At 65.7% G+C, this 15,107-nt stretch carries 15 protein-coding genes, 1 tRNA gene and 1 pseudogene; 11 read left to right on the forward strand and 6 right to left on the reverse strand.

Annotation, left to right across the window (positions count from 1 at the left end; all coding sequences use genetic code 11):
- Nucleotides 1-38 precede the first annotated feature (38 nt).
- Nucleotides 39-998, reverse strand: coding sequence for an ArsR/SmtB family transcription factor (locus tag CHC11_RS41515; RefSeq protein WP_089313734.1), 960 nt, complete (start codon nucleotides 996-998; stop codon nucleotides 39-41).
- A gap of 75 nt (nucleotides 999-1,073) precedes the next feature.
- Between CHC11_RS41515 and CHC11_RS41520 the strand changes: the two genes are divergently transcribed.
- The 6 genes from CHC11_RS41520 to CHC11_RS22540 all read left to right on the forward strand — a co-directional run bounded on the left by CHC11_RS41520 (nucleotide 1,074) and on the right by CHC11_RS22540 (nucleotide 5,787).
- Entirely contained in the window at nucleotides 1,074-2,453 is a 1,380-nt protein-coding gene (locus tag CHC11_RS41520; protein WP_089313735.1) for an alpha/beta hydrolase family protein, read from the forward strand.
- Nucleotides 2,454-2,567: 114 nt separating this feature from the next.
- Nucleotides 2,568-3,245, forward strand: a complete 678-nt coding sequence (locus CHC11_RS22525) for a DUF899 domain-containing protein (protein ID WP_089313736.1) — start codon at nucleotides 2,568-2,570, stop codon at nucleotides 3,243-3,245.
- A 185-nt stretch (nucleotides 3,246-3,430) separates the two neighbouring features.
- A complete protein-coding gene (locus tag CHC11_RS22530; RefSeq protein WP_179278947.1) occupies nucleotides 3,431-4,003 on the forward strand; it encodes a DUF1877 family protein in 573 nt (190 codons plus the stop codon).
- A gap of 326 nt (nucleotides 4,004-4,329) precedes the next feature.
- Complete coding sequence (locus CHC11_RS22535; protein WP_089313738.1) at nucleotides 4,330-5,292, forward strand: esterase/lipase family protein; 963 nt, start codon at nucleotides 4,330-4,332, stop codon at nucleotides 5,290-5,292.
- 26 nt (nucleotides 5,293-5,318) lie between these two features.
- Nucleotides 5,319-5,447 carry a hypothetical protein gene (locus CHC11_RS43515; protein WP_281258360.1) on the forward strand — a complete coding sequence of 43 codons (129 nt, stop codon included), beginning with the start codon at nucleotides 5,319-5,321 and terminating at the stop codon, nucleotides 5,445-5,447.
- A gap of 151 nt (nucleotides 5,448-5,598) precedes the next feature.
- Entirely contained in the window at nucleotides 5,599-5,787 is a 189-nt protein-coding gene (locus CHC11_RS22540) for a hypothetical protein (RefSeq protein ID WP_089313739.1), read from the forward strand.
- Between the two features lie 183 nt (nucleotides 5,788-5,970).
- Here CHC11_RS22540 and CHC11_RS40465 read toward each other — a convergent pair whose 3' ends face one another.
- Together CHC11_RS40465 and CHC11_RS40470 are read right to left on the reverse strand one after the other, a co-directional pair.
- Nucleotides 5,971-6,150 carry a hypothetical protein gene (locus CHC11_RS40465; RefSeq protein ID WP_143227198.1) on the reverse strand — a complete coding sequence of 60 codons (180 nt, stop codon included), beginning with the start codon at nucleotides 6,148-6,150 and terminating at the stop codon, nucleotides 5,971-5,973.
- An 853-nt stretch (nucleotides 6,151-7,003) separates the two neighbouring features.
- Nucleotides 7,004-7,288, reverse strand: coding sequence for a hypothetical protein (locus CHC11_RS40470; protein ID WP_143227199.1), 285 nt, complete (start codon nucleotides 7,286-7,288; stop codon nucleotides 7,004-7,006).
- A 141-nt stretch (nucleotides 7,289-7,429) separates the two neighbouring features.
- Here CHC11_RS40470 and CHC11_RS22545 point away from each other — a divergent pair, with 141 nt between their 5' ends.
- Both CHC11_RS22545 and CHC11_RS40475 read left to right on the forward strand, forming a co-directional pair.
- Complete coding sequence (locus CHC11_RS22545; protein WP_089313740.1) at nucleotides 7,430-7,654, forward strand: hypothetical protein; 225 nt, start codon at nucleotides 7,430-7,432, stop codon at nucleotides 7,652-7,654.
- 978 nt (nucleotides 7,655-8,632) lie between these two features.
- The gene (locus CHC11_RS40475) at nucleotides 8,633-10,729 is read left to right on the forward strand and encodes a restriction endonuclease (RefSeq protein ID WP_143227200.1); all 2,097 of its coding nucleotides are present in this window, start codon (nucleotides 8,633-8,635) and stop codon (nucleotides 10,727-10,729) included.
- Between the two features lie 658 nt (nucleotides 10,730-11,387).
- On the opposite strand, the gene CHC11_RS22550 is transcribed toward CHC11_RS40475, so the two are convergent.
- Nucleotides 11,388-12,086: a 2'-5' RNA ligase family protein gene (locus CHC11_RS22550; RefSeq protein WP_342750002.1), complete on the reverse strand. Its 699-nt coding sequence runs from the start codon at nucleotides 12,084-12,086 to the stop codon at nucleotides 11,388-11,390.
- Between CHC11_RS22550 and CHC11_RS22555 the strand changes: the two genes are divergently transcribed.
- From CHC11_RS22555 to CHC11_RS22560, 3 genes and pseudogenes are all read left to right on the forward strand, one after another.
- Entirely contained in the window at nucleotides 11,995-13,257 is a 1,263-nt protein-coding gene (locus tag CHC11_RS22555) for a replication initiator (RefSeq protein ID WP_342750003.1), read from the forward strand. The genes CHC11_RS22550 and CHC11_RS22555 overlap by 92 nt on opposite strands.
- Nucleotides 13,257-13,358 (forward strand): annotated as a pseudogene (locus CHC11_RS44055) (hypothetical protein); the annotation flags it as partial. The gene CHC11_RS22555 and the pseudogene CHC11_RS44055, both read left to right, overlap by 1 nt.
- A 128-nt stretch (nucleotides 13,359-13,486) precedes the next feature.
- A complete protein-coding gene (locus CHC11_RS22560; protein ID WP_218826198.1) occupies nucleotides 13,487-14,410 on the forward strand; it encodes a site-specific integrase in 924 nt (307 codons plus the stop codon).
- Nucleotides 14,411-14,455: 45 nt separating this feature from the next.
- Here the strand turns inward: CHC11_RS22560 and CHC11_RS22565 are convergent.
- A tRNA-Val gene (locus CHC11_RS22565) sits at nucleotides 14,456-14,530 on the reverse strand.
- 130 nt (nucleotides 14,531-14,660) lie between these two features.
- On the reverse strand, nucleotides 14,661-15,053 hold the full coding sequence (locus CHC11_RS22570; protein ID WP_089313742.1) for a nuclear transport factor 2 family protein: 393 nt from the start codon (nucleotides 15,051-15,053) through the stop codon (nucleotides 14,661-14,663).
- Nucleotides 15,054-15,107 lie beyond the last annotated feature (54 nt).

Consider the following 15,107-nt stretch of genomic DNA (forward strand, 5'->3'; position numbering starts at 1 on the left):
GCGAAGACCCCGTTCCCGCGTCCGGGAGCGGGGTCTTCTCACTCCGTCGAATCCCCGCCGCGCAGGAACCGCTCCCCGAGCGGCGTCAGCGCGTGGTGCACCGTCCTGCCCCGGCGCTCGCTGGTGATCAGACCCGCGCCGCGCAGGGCGGTGGCGTGCTGGGAGGCGGACGCCGCGCTGACCCCGAGCCGGGCCGCCAGCGTCCCGGTCGTGAGCTCCCCGTCCGCGCCGACCAGCCGGATCACGGCCGCACGAGTCCGGCCGAACACCTGCGGCAGGGTGTCGCCCGCCCCGCTGGGCGGCCGGGACGAGGGGACCACCACGGTCGCCGGGCCGTCGCCGGCGACCATGACGCGCGGCCCGGTGACGAACACCGAGGGCATCAGGAGGAGCCCGCGCCCGTCGAGGTGGACGTCGCCGTCGCGCAACGTCTCGACCTCCAGGACCGGGGACGTCCACCGGACGGCGGGGTGCAGGCTCCCCAGCAGGCCGCCGATCCCGTCGCGGGCCATCGTGCGGGCGTGCCGGGACGCTTCGGCGCAGAGATGGTCGCTGAGGCCGGCCCAGGAGTCCGCCAGCGCGACCCGGTGGAAGTCGCGAAGCCCCCGGACCAGCGTCCGCATGGTCTCCCCGTCGCGGCCGGCGAGGCGGGTCAGCCACGGGACCGGCGGCCGCGAGCCGTACGAGCGCTCCAGTTCGTCGCGGATCCGCCGGACGGGCGTCGACGCGACGGCGTCCAGCTCCGGTTCGAAACCCGGCACGAGCGTGTACGGCGTCAGGAAGTCGGGGACCCAGCGCCCGGGCGGCACCAGATCGAGCAGCAGGCGGGACGGGCCGGTGAGCCTGGCGCGCGTCCGCGACCGCCAGGCGCCGGGAATCGGCTCCGGCCCGATGCCGCGCAGGGACTGGGCGCCGAGAACGGTCTGGGCGAGCGGCGAGAGGCCGGGAGTGATGCGAATCCGGGTGAGGTCCTCGTAGTCGAGCCAGAGCCGGAGCATGGGGCGGAGAATACGACATTTAACCTATTTCTGAAATCATTGCACCCGGCGCGGAACGTGCTGGAAGGTGCGGGCATGAAACGCCTCCGCCTGCTCTGCCGCACCGTTCCGTTGATGGTGCTCGCCGCCCTGACCGCGGCCGCCCTCCCCGTCCGCGCCGACGACGGCGCGAGCGTCCGCGAGGGCGACATCGACGGAGTCCCCTACCGCGTCGAGGTCCCCGCCCGCTGGAACGGGACGCTGCTGCTGTGGAGCCACGGCGCGTACAGCCTGGAGTACCCGGCGCCCTCGGAGATCTCGCTGGCGAACCACCCGGCCACCCGGCAGTGGCTGCTCGACCACGGGTACGCGCTGGCGGCCTCGCAGTTCCGCGTGTCGCGCGGCTGGGGGGTGGTCGAGTCCGGGCTGAAGGACCAGATCGACCTGCTCGACTGGTTCACCGCGAACGTCGGAGAACCCGGGCGCACCGTCTCGGCCGGCTCGTCCGCCGGCGGGCTGACCTCGGTGCTCCTGGCGGAACGCAACCCCGGCCGCTTCGCCGGCGTGGCCTCCCTCTGCGGAGTGCTCGGCGGCACGACGGGCCACTTCAACAGCGCCCTCGACACCAACTACGCGATCAAGACACTCCTGGCGCCCGACCTGGAACTGGTGCGCGTCAAAGACCCCCAGGCCAACACCACCAACGCCCGCCGCGCCCTCGGAACCGCCCTGGACGACCCCGGCGGGCACGCCCGACTCGCCCTCGCCGCCGCCCTCGCCGACATTCCCGGTCGCTATACCGCACGGGCCCCCGCGCCGGACACGGTCGCCGGCCAGGTGGAACAGCAGGTCTACTACGCCGCCTACGACCGCGGGGCGTTCTGGGGCGCCAACCGCACCGACATCGAGAAGCTCGCCGGCGGGAACCCGTCCTGGAACACCGGTGTGGACTATCGGTCCCTCTTCGCCCGCTCCAGCCAGAAGGCCCTGGTGAAGCGCGCCTACCGTGAGGCCGGTCTGAGCCTCCGCGACGATCTCAAGCGCTTGAACGCGGCACCGCGCGTCAAGGCGGACCCGGCCGCCGTGCGCTACCTCGACCGCTACGGCACCCCGTCCGGCCGCACACCCTGGCCGGTCGTCACCCTGCATTCCACGGGCGACGGCAACGTCCCGCCGGAGAACCAGCGCCGGTACGCCGCCCAGGTACGCGACCCGGCGAACCTGAGGCGGCTCTACGTCGACCGCGGCTACCACTGCTCCTTCACCGCCTCCGAAGAGATCGCGACACTGAAGGCGCTCCTCACCCGCATGGACACCGACCGCTGGCCGGACACTCGACCGGCCGCGCTCAACCGCTCCGCCGCCACACTGGCCCCCGGCTACCAGACGGTGTTCGACACGGACCCCGAGCCCGGCCTGCAGCCCACGACCCCGTCCTTCACCTCCTTCTACCCGGGCCCCTACCTGCGCCCATAGCCGGTTCCGACCACGGAGGCCATGGTCCGCGGGGGCGAACCATGGCCTCCGTGCGATGAGTTCGGCGACCGGGCGGAGTCCACATGTGAAGACCCTGCGAACCCTGGAGGAGCCATGGCACTACCGCCCGTCGTGGACACCGAGACCTGGCAGCGCCACCTCGACGAGCTGCGCGCACGCGAGAAGGCGGCGACCCGCGAACTCGACGCGATCGCCGCCCAGCGCCGCCGGCTGCCGATGGTCCGGATGCCCGACTACACCCTGGAAGGCGAGGAGGGCCCGGTAAGCCTGGCCGAGGTCTTCGACGGCCGGTCCCAGCTGATCGTCTACAACCACATGTGGTTCCCCGGCGAGGAGTGGCAGTGCCCGGGCTGCACGGGCTTCACGTCCCAGTTCACACGGCTGGAGTTCCTGGACGCCTACGACGCCAGGTTCGTCATCGTCACCCAGGGCCCGATCGACCAGGCCCTGGCCTACAGCAAGCGGGTCGGCAACAAGATGACCTGGTACTCCACCGCGGACAGCTCCTTCGGCGCCGACGTGGACGCCCCTCCCGGCGGCGGCTTCGCGGTCAACGTCTTCCTACGCGACGGCGACACCGTCTACCGCACCTGGCACACCACCGGCCGAGGCACCGAGCAGCTGAGCCACACCTTCCCCCTGATCGACCTGCTTCCCTACGGCCGCCAGGAGGAGTGGCAGGACGTCCCCGAAGGCTGGCCCCAATCCCCCACCTACAGCCGCTGGCCCAGCCCCAAGGACATAGCCGCCCACTACGGCGAGGACACCTGACGCACCGCACGTCCGCCCCTGCCTCGGAGGGCGCCTTCGCCCACACCGGCTCGCCGAGGCCCTCGACGTCGTGGCCAAGGGCGGCATGCATGTCATCCTGGCGTGACTCGGACCTCCGGTCGCCCGGCGTGTGAAACTGACCAGCGCGGACGGCGAGCAGAGGCCGGAGGGTCATGGGTTACTGGATGTGGCTGACCAGGTACGACGGCGCCGAGGTCGCCGCCCTGCTCGATCATCCGCATGGCTTGCACGCGGGCCTCAGGCGGCTGCGGGACATCTGGGACGACCTGCCGATCGAGCTCGGATACGACCCATCCGGCTCCCTCTGCAAACTGGAGGAGATGGATACGCACCGGGCCTGGGATGCCCTGCACGTCCTGCTGACCGGCCACCCGAACGAGGACTACGAGCGCGTCTCCGGAGACCCACCCGCCTGCGATGTGGTGATGGGCGGCCTCGTCATGAACGAAACCGGGGAGGGATCCCTCTTACACGTCCCACGCCTTCTGCGTCCCGACCAGGTACGCGCGGTCGACGGTTTCCTACGCGGCCTGGACCGCGACGCCCTCATCCGTCAGCGTCACGCATCTCTGAAGGAGGCCCAGCCCTACTCCTTCGAGGGCTGGGGACGGCTGCAAAGCGGCGAAGCACAGGACATGGTGGAACACGGCGTCCTCGGAAAGGCATTCGACACCGTCCGCGACTTCTACGCCCGCGCCGCCACCGCGGGCAACGCCATCATCAAAGAGATCCTCTAGGCGAACCGCCAGCAGGATGCGAACGCCGCGCCCGAGCCAGCCGCTGCCGCCGGGCCCGGTGTTCTCGCGCGATACCCACTCGCTCGTAAACCAAGCTCAGCCAAGGTGATCAGCACCAGCGAATACCCGGAGGACTTTTCCGTCGGCGTTTACTTCGGCCATCTCTGTTCCATGCCGTAGGGGTCCCGGTGGTACCGGGCTCCCTCCACCCCACCAGAGCCCTAGGGCCCCAAAATCTCCCCGGCGCATTGAGGCCTTACAGCCCTGCCCGCAAATGGTTCTCCCCGAGTAACTTCTCCCCCACGTCACCGAAGGGGAGATAAATCATGGCGATCACCGTTCGGAGAAAGGCTGCCTTCGCCGCCGCCGGCCTCGCGATGACGACCGGCCTGGGGCTGGTGGCATGCGCCGCGACGTCCACTCAGGAGACCAAGCTGAGCGCCGGGGGCACCAAGGCCGCCCAGGCGGCCGACGGCCTGACCGCCGCGCAGATCGCAGCCGGTGCCACCCGCGTCAGCGGAGACTCGGCGAACACGCCCGTCTACCTCATCAAGGGGTACCGGCAGAAGGTCACCGACACCGGATGCGCCAGCAAGTGGACCGACGCGGTGAACGCGATGCAAGGCTGGGGCTGGAAAGGCAGATTCCACCGGGTCGGCTACTACTCGACCGACTATCCAAAGAACTGTGTGCGGATCGCCGAGGGGTCGACCGACACCTCCATCAAGTACCTCGGCAAGAAATTGGCGCAGAACATCTACCGGAACTACTCGTCCAAGGGCCAGACCGTCGACATCGTCGCGCACTCCATGGGCGGCCTGGTCGCCCGCGCCGCGATCGCCGGCTACGCGCGCCACGAGCCGGGCTGGCCGCCCAAGCTGCTGATCCAGGACGTGGTCACGCTCGGCACGCCGCACAAGGGCGCCATCGTGCCGACGCTCTGCGCGTCGGACAAGCAGTGCCGGGAGATGAACGGGACGAACTCGTTCATGAACTGGCTCGGCACGCAGCTGCCCCAGGCCGACGGCGGCACCGACTGGACGCTGCTCGCCACCGACAGGGACGAGGCGGTCAACTCCTCCAGCGCCGCGCCCGCGCTCATCGGAGCCCAGCACCGGGTGCGCTACGCCGGGATCGCCGGCCTCCGGCACAGCGACCTGCGCACCAAGGTCTCCGGCCACTACCGGCTGAACTACAGCTTCAACGACGCCGACTGGAAGCACATCCGGAACGGCGCGCCGCCCGTCCGCGTGGCCATGGACGCCATCTACTGGTCCAGCAAGTGGTGACCTAGGGCTCCGGGGCGAGCGACCAGGTGGACGCCGGCGCCGGCCAGGTCCACGTCGGCGAGGTCCCGGCCGCCGACGTGGACCTGGTCGGCGCGCTGCTCCGCAGCCCGAACGGCCGGCAGAAGTACCTCGAACTGGCGCGGACTGGACTCTGAACAAGCCCGCCCCTCCCAGCGCAGAGGCACTTTCTCATGTCAACGGAACACTTCGCTGCCACCCCGGTAAAGCCCGAGGCTGCTTCTCATCGAGTAGGCGCCGACTTCTACTACGACCGCGCTAAGCGCGTCATGGCCGGGCTGGCCGAGAATGTCGGCAAGGACGCTGAGGACGGCGTTCCCCGAGGCTGCCCGCCTGCTGACCGTGGTGGTGGAGGTGCGCGGTGATGGCAACCGAGAGTGCCGCGCCGACCACCTGGAGGGGATCAGCCTCATGCCGCCGGACGGCGACGAGCCTGGCGCCCTGGTGACCGAGCGCCTGCCCGGGGCGTCCGGCTGAACGGGGCGCGCGATGCACGACTCCCTCATCGTGGTCACCGCTGCCGCCCGGTTGGAAGGCCAAAGGAGAAAGCTGGCCCCCGCACGATGCGGGGGGCCAACAAGTGGTTCATCGGCTGACCGGCTCGGTGCCATGTAGATCAGCCGATTCTCCGCGCCCCTGCGAAGGACACGGCATCGGGAGTTACTGGCCGTCGATGAGACGCTGCGCCTCGCCGAGCAGCCCGATGATCGTCTCTGTGTCTTCGCCGGCGCCGTCGCCGGCGTTGGGCTGGTCGGCATCTTCGATGTACTCGCCGTCAGGACGGTCGAAGACCACGGAAGAGCCGCCAACGTGGGTGGGGATGCTGCTTTCACCACGCATTTCAGTCTCACCTTCTCATCACGTGACCCGCAAAGTAGCGGGTAGCTCCGGCCTGACCGGAACTACGGATGACAGTCCAACGTGAATCTTGGGACGCAAGATCTGCGCCGGTATCCCCCTCGAATACGCCCCATGGCGCAGCAAACGGATCAGAGCCGGCACTGGCGTGGCAGCTGATCGCGGCCTCGATCGTGTGCCTGGGGGAGCGCGCGGCGCCGGCCCCGCCCGTTACGCTCAATCCGCCCATGATCAGCGCCCCCAGCCCTGAACAAGCACCGGCGAGGCACCGGCACCGCGCACGAACATGGCCATCCTGCGGGCACTCGCTTGCAATGACTCGTGATCACCCGGTCACTGGCTGTGACCTGCGCCGGAACACGCCCCCGGACGGCCCGTCTTCGCCACCCGGCGCAACCTAATGGCACGCGTATGGCACGCGCGCGACGCTCGATCTCCCAGCATGATCACGCTCGCGACCTGCCACGACCCACGGACCACGCTCCCCAATGGCACGCCCGCCCCTGGGCGCCCCGCACCTGCCTGCACCCGTCGGACAACGCTCCCCGTAGCGGCCGTAGGCGTGCGGCGAAGCCGCTGTGCTTTCCCCATCTTCCTCCCCTCGGCCCCGACGGGACCTGCACTTAGCGGCGGACGGGTTCTGTCCAAGGTGGCGAAGCCATCACGTAGTGACGCCCGAAGGGCGCCCTTGACGGGTTCCGGCCGGCGCCATCCCCGGCAGCTCGGGGTCGGGGGAGCCCCGCACCCTTCCAGCCCAGCTTGGAACGTCCCAGCACCGGCGGAGCCTCCTGTCGCAACGCACCCTGAGCCTTGTTCGTCCAGCCACCGGCGAAGGCTAAAGCCAGCTCACGTCCGGGATGCTTGCGTGGGAGTGGGAGTCCAGCCCGCAAGAACGGTGCTCGTCTTCATGACGCTGAAGAAGTTGCTCCCAGGTGTTGATCTCGGGGTACCAGCCGGTGAGGTAGTGCGGAGCAACACCGTGTTCCTGTGCGAGGTGGTCGTGCAGAGCCGCGATGCTTTGTGGATCGGTGCATCGGCTCGGCGTGTGGAAGGGCCACTTGGGCCGTTCGGCGATGCAGCGCTTCCAGTGCGCCATGCGCGCCTCTGGGGTGGTGGGCATGGTCATACGTTACGGCGGTGGCGCGCCCCTGTGGCGGCCGGTTGGGGCAGGACCGGCGAAAGCGCCGCGATGCGCGGTCCGGCGCGGCCGCCCGGTGACCGGCGCCCACGCCGCACGCTCCAGGCGGCCAGGCGGAGGGCCGTGCCAGCGGCCCAAGCGCCGCCGCCCCTTGACGTCAACGCCGGGACGGTCACCGTCCGGCAAACGCAGGTGGAGTTGGACACCGGTGAGCTGGTCATCGGACCACCCAAGTCGCGGGCGGGGCTCCGGACGATGGCACTCCCCCAGGCGATCATCCCGGACCTGCGCCGGCATCTCGGCAACCTCACTGGCCCCGAACCCGAAGCGCTGATCTACCAGCACTGACGGCGGGCGGTAACCGGGCTATCGCCCGAGCGATGGACGACAAGATCAACAACCCCGACGACGATGGGGCGGCCGGAGCGCTCGCGATCGTGGGCTAATGGCACGCGACCCCGTTTCCGATCTTGGAAACGGGGTCTTCTGGCTGGTGGGCGCGGCAGGTTTCGAACCTGCGGCCACTCGCTTGTAAGGAGCCGTGATCACCAACCGGACTGCGCTCACCTGGGCCTCCGCCACCCGTCCGGGAAGGCGCACGCTCTCTGTCCACAGACCTAATGGCACGCTAATGGCACGGACGCGCGGCAAGATCACGCAGGCTGATCAAGGTCCTGAGCTGCCACGCCGCACAACTCCCGCGCTCCCGTCTGGCACGCAAGTGGCACGGGCCGCCCTCCCGCGTGGCACGCACACGGCTCCCCCGCCTGAGCTTCCCGTCTGCCGTCGTCCCGCGCTTCGCGCCGCCGGGCCAGGGGCCAGGGGGTGAAGGTGGAGCGCCCCACCGGACGAACGACCTTCACCCCCTGGCCCTGGTCTGGTAGATCTCCGATCGGGACGACGGCAGACGGGAAGCTCAGGCCCACACCCCGACCCTCGGCGACCGCCACGGACACGCCCCCTACTTCCCGGAGCCGGAGTTCCCCGCCGGAGGCATTGAAGACCTCGGCCACGTGAACCTGAGGATTGGCGGCGGCGCGCCCCGGTGACCGCCGGCAGCTGGCGGACGGAGCGGCGGCGACACGATGCGCGGGTCGGCGCGGCCGTCCGGTGACCGGCGCCCACGCCGCACGCTCCGGGCGGCCAGGCGCGGGGCCGCGCAGCGGCCCAAGCGCCGCCGCCCCTTGATCCCAAACAGCCCGATTCGGCAATGGATGATGCAAACGATCAAATGAGAGTCCAAGGGTTTCTCGTTCACCTTCACTCCTTAAGCACGAGAGAGTAGGGTGAGTACCCGAGTAGCTCTTGCGACGAAATGAGCCGATCATGCATATTGAGAACCTGGTCCGCCTAGTTGAGACTTTTAACCCCGCACAACTTCAAGACGCGGCGATCCTGTATCTACGTATGCGCGGCTTCCAGAATCCAGAGTTGAGTGACGGATGGAGTGATGGCGGAACCGATGTTCGCGTTCTCAACGCAATAAACGCAAAGTCTAAGATTGCCATTCAAGTCTCGGTTGAGAAGAAATGGAAGGCCAAGATATCGGAAGACTTGCGAAAGGCAATAGAAAATTATGAAATCGAATCCTTTATTTATATATCAAGTCGCCGCCTGCCTGAGTTGGAATTTGAGAAGACAAAGGATAAACTGAAAGAGGAAACCGGTGTAGCCATCGAAAGGGTGGATGGACAATCGCTAGCTAGCGCCTTTTTTACAGAAGGTCGCACTAGTGAACTTCTCAAAATTGGAGGAATACACCACAATGAGGAGATTGGATATTCTTCCAAGGAAAGCTCCTTTGTAAATCAGGCACTCTTTAGCTACCTGTTCTTCAGTGATGACATTCGGGACTTTCGTGAACGCATCCTCGATAGCATCACACTTGCATATCTTAGCGAAAACGAAAATACGTCTACAAGTCGGTCCGTGAACACTTTGTCCCGAGGAATTGCACAAGAGACATTCGGGTCTTCACAGAAATCATCCGCCTTTGCATCGACCATTGATCGTTTGCTTCAAGATGGCAGTATCCTCGCCAGCGAGGATGGTCTGAAACTTTCACAAATTTCACGCGATCACGTAGAAACCAGTCGCGCCCTTAACGAACGCGAATGGACTCTCTTGATCGAAAAGATCATGACAGTTTTGCGTAGAGAGTTGCCCAATATATCTGATGCCGAGGTTGACGAAGTGGTCCGTTTCCTAGGAGCAACCGCTACGGGAGTCGGAACTAGCGCTAAAGGCGCCTTCGGCACTAAGGACGCCAGCTCGTTGAAGCATCATCTGCGCAAAAGGATCGCAGAGCTCGACAGTATGCTGCATAGTCTAGGCGCCATGGACGACAATGGGCGGCGAGCGCTGATATCAGATCTCATGAATATGACAACTTCTTCACAGGCAGGGAAGGCACTTGCCGCGAGTGAAGTATTTGGCTTTTTGAGTTCTTTGACCGTAACTGAACTCTCTGCGGCCTTTGGAGGACATCGGACCAATCCTAATCTAATCCTGGATTCCAATGTCGCGATACCAATGCTTTTGAATCTGTACTATGGTGCCGGAACTACGCGTTTCTTTGCCAGTGCAAAGATTCTTCATTCTCTCGTTTCCGAAACTGGCCTTCAACTCAGTCTACCTCAAGACTATCTTGAAGAAGCTGCATTTCATCTTATCCAAGCTTCTCGGCAGTATCCCGCAGTGGTGGACTATGATGACGATCTTAGGATGTCGACCAATGCTTACGTTGCACACTATGTGACTCTCAGAAAGGCCGGACATCCTCGAACCTTTCTGAAGTATCTCGCCGGATTGGGGGCGACATCTGAACTGCTTGGACAAGATAGTCGCACAGCACGGAATCAGCTTATGATTAAGCTCAGACACCTGTTTGCGAGATACGGCGTTGAAATCTGCTTTTCAGACCGTCCTGATCAGATTGCCCGGGTCGCTGCAGAGGGAGAGTTCTCCATAGCCGCGAAATCTCTCGGACGCCAACGGGCAAATATTCTTGCACGCCATGACGCCAACATAATTGCGCATCTTCAAGAAACAATGAAGTCTTCGCCCGACTACCCCATCCTAGTGACATGGGACCGAGTTTTTCATGGCCTAAACAATGATAACGATCACTGGGTGGCGCTCGATCCAGCTACAACAGTAGACCTTCTTTCCATGACTGATACAAAGAAGTTCGGTAGCCCCCTGGCATCTGCAACTGTGATCGCAATGTCATTGTCAGAAGAGGACGCGGAAAAAGGAGCACAAGTCACCGATTGGCTGGTTCGCTCCAATTTGGTCGATCTTGCAGATGCCGACCAGCGAGATATCGCCCTTCGCTTTAAGAGCGAACATCTTCGACATTCCGCAGATAACAGAGATAGTGTGCTGCGCGAAGCCTGGGATGATTGGAGGAAGTCCGAATAGGGCACCTCTGACATGATGCGACTAACATCTACGCAGGAGACCAAGATCGAGTCGATCGGATTTTCATCAGACGCTCAGCCTGTTCAAGGGCTTGGCCCCATGGATAGGCATTCCATGCGGGTTTCGCCTGTGCCCGGTTCATGTGGCTCAAGTTCCTTGGGACCGAGTGGGAATCGTACTGCTTCTTCACGAAGAGTTGCGATACGTGAGGCGGTGCGACCTGCCACTGCGGTGTCGAAGAATGGCAGGACGACTGCGGTGATGCCAAGAGCGGGGGGCTTCCGCGAGGAGGCCTAGGGCGCAGATGTCGGCTATGCCGTTCGCCCATCTGTTGATGGGGTTTTAGTGGCGGGGACCGCGATGATGGCCTCTTGCCTTGAATGAGCGGGGTTAGCCTGGCTTGCAGTATTGGCTGCGGACGGGGCGGCCGGTTTGGCTTCAAAGGTCTCAGCGTCGACGAAATCCAGGGCCGATGGCGTCGCTATTTTTTAAAGGTCTCAGTTGCGGTAGCGAGCCAGCGTGACGAGCTTTTCGACGTCGGCGGCGGGTCCTGCTGCGCATACAATGGAGTAGAGGACTTTGCGGCGGTCGAGTCCCGTCACTTCTGCTCCTCGCAAACCCGGGCGTGTTGGCGGTTCTCTCGGTTCAGAAATGCTCCTTAGCGGCTACCGAGGAAAGGGGCTTGCCCTACAGGGCGCCAGTCCCAGAGGCGTTCGGAGCCTTGTTGTACGACGAGGGTCACGGCGTTGATTGTGAACTCGCTGGTTGGGAGTTCTCGGCCGAGTGCGGTGATGAGTGGTTCAGCGGGTTGCTCAGTCTCGCTGTAGGCGAGTGTCATGTGTGGGGTCCACTGGGCGGGGCCCTCGGTGTGGCCTTCGCGATTGGTCACTTTTAGTGTGGCCGTCTGGACGGCTTTGCGGACCTGCCTCAAATGGCCTGCGGGCTGGACCTCAGAGGCGATCGCCTCGGGGTGGTAGAAAATTCGGCCGAGAGTTACGTCGACAGGCGGGATTTCGGCGAGGAGTTCTGAGGCGGCGGCGAGCATGTCCTGTTGCTGCTCGGTGGTGATCTCGTCGGTGGAGCCGGCTACGAGTGTGGTGATGTGGAGCCACTCGGGTGGCGTCATGTGGAGGCCATGGAAGTCTGCGAGTCGCTTCTGTGCGGTGTGGGCGAGGTCGCGGGCTGCGGGGTGGTTGCCTACGAGGATGTGCCAATAGAGCGTGCCCTGTCCGGGGCCGGGTTCTTCGCGGTTCTGCCAGCGGTTGGTGCGTGACCTCGACAATGAGCTCGAACGCACGGGGGTTCGTGGTGCCCTCAAGTCGGCGGATGAGACCAGGGGCCGGCGGGCTCGTTCCACGCGGCGGCGGCAGGACGCTCCGGACCTTCCTCGGCGTCCGGTCGACTCCCGCACCGTGGGCAAGGTCTACCAGGGCAAGGACGGCAAGAGCTTCCGGCCGTCGATCTTCCTGACGCTCACGCTGGACTCCTACGGGCGGGTGCGCTCGGACGGAACACCCGTCGACCCGAACGGCTACGACTACACGCGGGCGGCTCGGGACGCGCTCCACTTCTCCAAGCTGGTGGACCGGTTCGTGCAGAACCTTCGCCGGTTCGTCGGCTACGACGTCCAGTACTTCGCCACCGTCGAACCGCAACGCCGTCACGCGCCCCACCTGCACATTGCCATCCGCGGTACGATCTCGCGCGCGGAACTGCGGCAGGTGGTCGCTGCCACCTATCACCAAGTGTGGTGGCCTTCCACCGACCGCGTGGTCTTCGAGGGGGATCACCTGCCGGTCTGGGACGACGTAGCGGGCGAGAACGGAGGCGGCTACCTCGATCCCGTAACCGGGGAAGTCCTTCCGACCTGGGATGACGCGCTGGACGCGCTCGGCCTGGACGACGATGCCGAACCCTTGCACGTGGTGAAGTTCGGGCGGCAGATCGACGCACAAGGCGTCATGCCCGACTCTCCCCAGTCCCGCAAGCTGATCGGCTACCTCACCAAATACCTCGTCAAGGGCGTGGCCGAGTGCCACACCGCCGAGACGTCGGCGCAGCGTGAGCATGTCGACCGGATGGCCGAAGCGCTCCGCTATGAGCCGTGCTCGCCCACCTGCGCGAACTGGCTGCGCTACGGCATCCAACCCAAGAACCCACGCGAAGGTATGGCCCCAGGTTTCTGCAAGGGCAAAGCCCACCGCCGCGAACACCTCGGCTACGGCGGACGTCGCGTCCTGGTCTCCCGCAAGTGGTCGGGCAAAACCCTGGCCGATCACAAGGCCGACCGTAAGGCGTGGGTCCTGGCGCGGCTCGCCGAAGCGGGCATCCCGGTCTCCAACCCGGCTGACCCGAACGCCGTCCACGTCTGGGAACGCGCCGGTCCCGCCGATCCCGACGTCAAGCCCACCGAAGCGCGGCTTCTGCATCTGATCAACGAACGCATCCAACGGCGCCGCCAGCTCGACGCCGCGACACAGAACGACACCCCCGAACTTCCGGCAACTCAGAGCAGAGAGGCCGCCTGATGGCGAACAGACAGGGCAAGCGCCGGTTCGGCAGCATCCGCGAACTGCCCTCGGGGCGCTTCCAAGTCAGGTACCTGGGCCCGGACGGCAAGATGCGCTCGGCCGGAACGACGTATCCCACCAAGCGTGAGGCGGAACGGCAGCTCTCGCTCCTGGAAGCGAAGCTAGTCACGGGCGATTGGACGGACCCGCAACGTGCGAAGGTCAAGCTCTCCGAGTACGCGGCCAAGTGGATCAAGAGCGGCCGGAACTCCGTGCGCGCACGGTCGAGATCTACGCGGGCCTTCTCCGCCGTCACATCGCTCCGTATCTCGGCAATCTGCCACTCGGCAAGATCGACACAGCGACCGTTCGTGAGTGGCGGGCCGCTCTGATCGATGCTGGCGTGGGTGCGTCGGAGGTGGCGAAGGCGTATCGGCTGCTGCGGGCCGTGCTCATGACGGCGACCGATGACATGATCATCGCTCGCAATCCGTGCCGAATCAAAGGTGCCGGCGAAGAGAAGCCGGACGAGCGGCCGGTCCTCACCGTCGCCCAGGTCTTCAAGCTGGCCGAGATGATGCCGGACCACCTCCGCGCCCTGGTCCTCCTCGCCACGTTCGCAAGTCTGCGGTGGGGTGAAGTCGTCGCGCTGCGTCGGATAGACCTCGACCTCAACGCCGGGACGGTCACCGTCCGGCAAGCGCAAGTCGAGTTGGACACGGGTGAGCTGGTCATCGGGCCGCCCAAGTCGCGGGCGGGTCTGCGGACGGTGGCACTCCCCCAGGCGATCATCCCGGACCTACGGCGGCATCTCGGCAACCTCACCGGTCCGGAGCCCGAAGCGATGATCTTCACCGGCAAGCGCGGCGGCGTCCTGCGGCGGGCGAACTTCCGGCGGGCGTCCAAGTGGGGTGAGACGGTGGCCAAGCTGGGCGTTCCTCACCTGCACTTTCACGACCTCCGGCACACCGGAAACACGTTCGCGGCTGAGTCCGGCGCGACGCTCCGCGACCTCATGGAGCGGATGGGGCATGACAGCGTGCGGGCCGCACTGATCTACCAGCACCGGACGGCGGGCGGTAACCGGGCTATCGCCCGAGCGATGGACGACAAGATCAACAACCCCGACGACGACGATGGGGCGGCCGGAGCGCTCGCGATCGTGGGCTAATGGCACGCGACCCCGTTTCCGATCTTGGAAACGGGGTCTTCTGGCTGGTGGGCGCGGCAGGTTTCGAACCTGCGGCCACTCGCTTGTAAGGCGAGTGCTCTACCCCTGAGCTACGCGCCCGCGTTGCCGGGAAAGCGTACCTGGTTCGTGGGGGCGATCGCGAAGCGGCGGGATCAAAGGGCAGGTGGATCGGGCTTCTGCCGCCGGTGCCCCGTCCGGGCCGGGTCGCGCCGGTCCCGGACGGGGCCGCTCACGCCATGGCCTCGCGGAAGAGGTGGGTGTCGGTGAACTGCTCGAAGCCGGTGATCAGCCCGTCCCGCACCTGCCACACGTGGACGAACCGGACGCGCATTCCCTTGCCGGTCGCGCGGTAGGTGCCCGTGTAGTGGCCGATCGCGACGACGGTCCCGTCGCCGCCGTCGACCAGCTCGTCGGGGTCGGCGCGGAAGCCCTTCCAGTCCGCGCCGAGCCGGCCGAACACCCCGGCCTTGATGGCGTCCGTTCCGACGTAGGTGCCCGCGTAGGGGAAACCGGCCATCTCGGTCCACGCGATGGTGTCGGCGAACTTCTCGACCATGCCGGCCAGGTCGCCGCGTTCCGAGGCCGCGTAGTGGGCCTCGACGATGTCGTACGCCTTGCTCATGTGCTGCCCTCCCGGTGTCCAGCGTCGCAGAATGTCGTTGTTCTTTGCTCTGCC

The sequence above is a fragment of the Actinomadura mexicana genome, from assembly GCF_900188105.1.
Classification (GTDB): domain Bacteria; phylum Actinomycetota; class Actinomycetes; order Streptosporangiales; family Streptosporangiaceae; genus Spirillospora; species Spirillospora mexicana.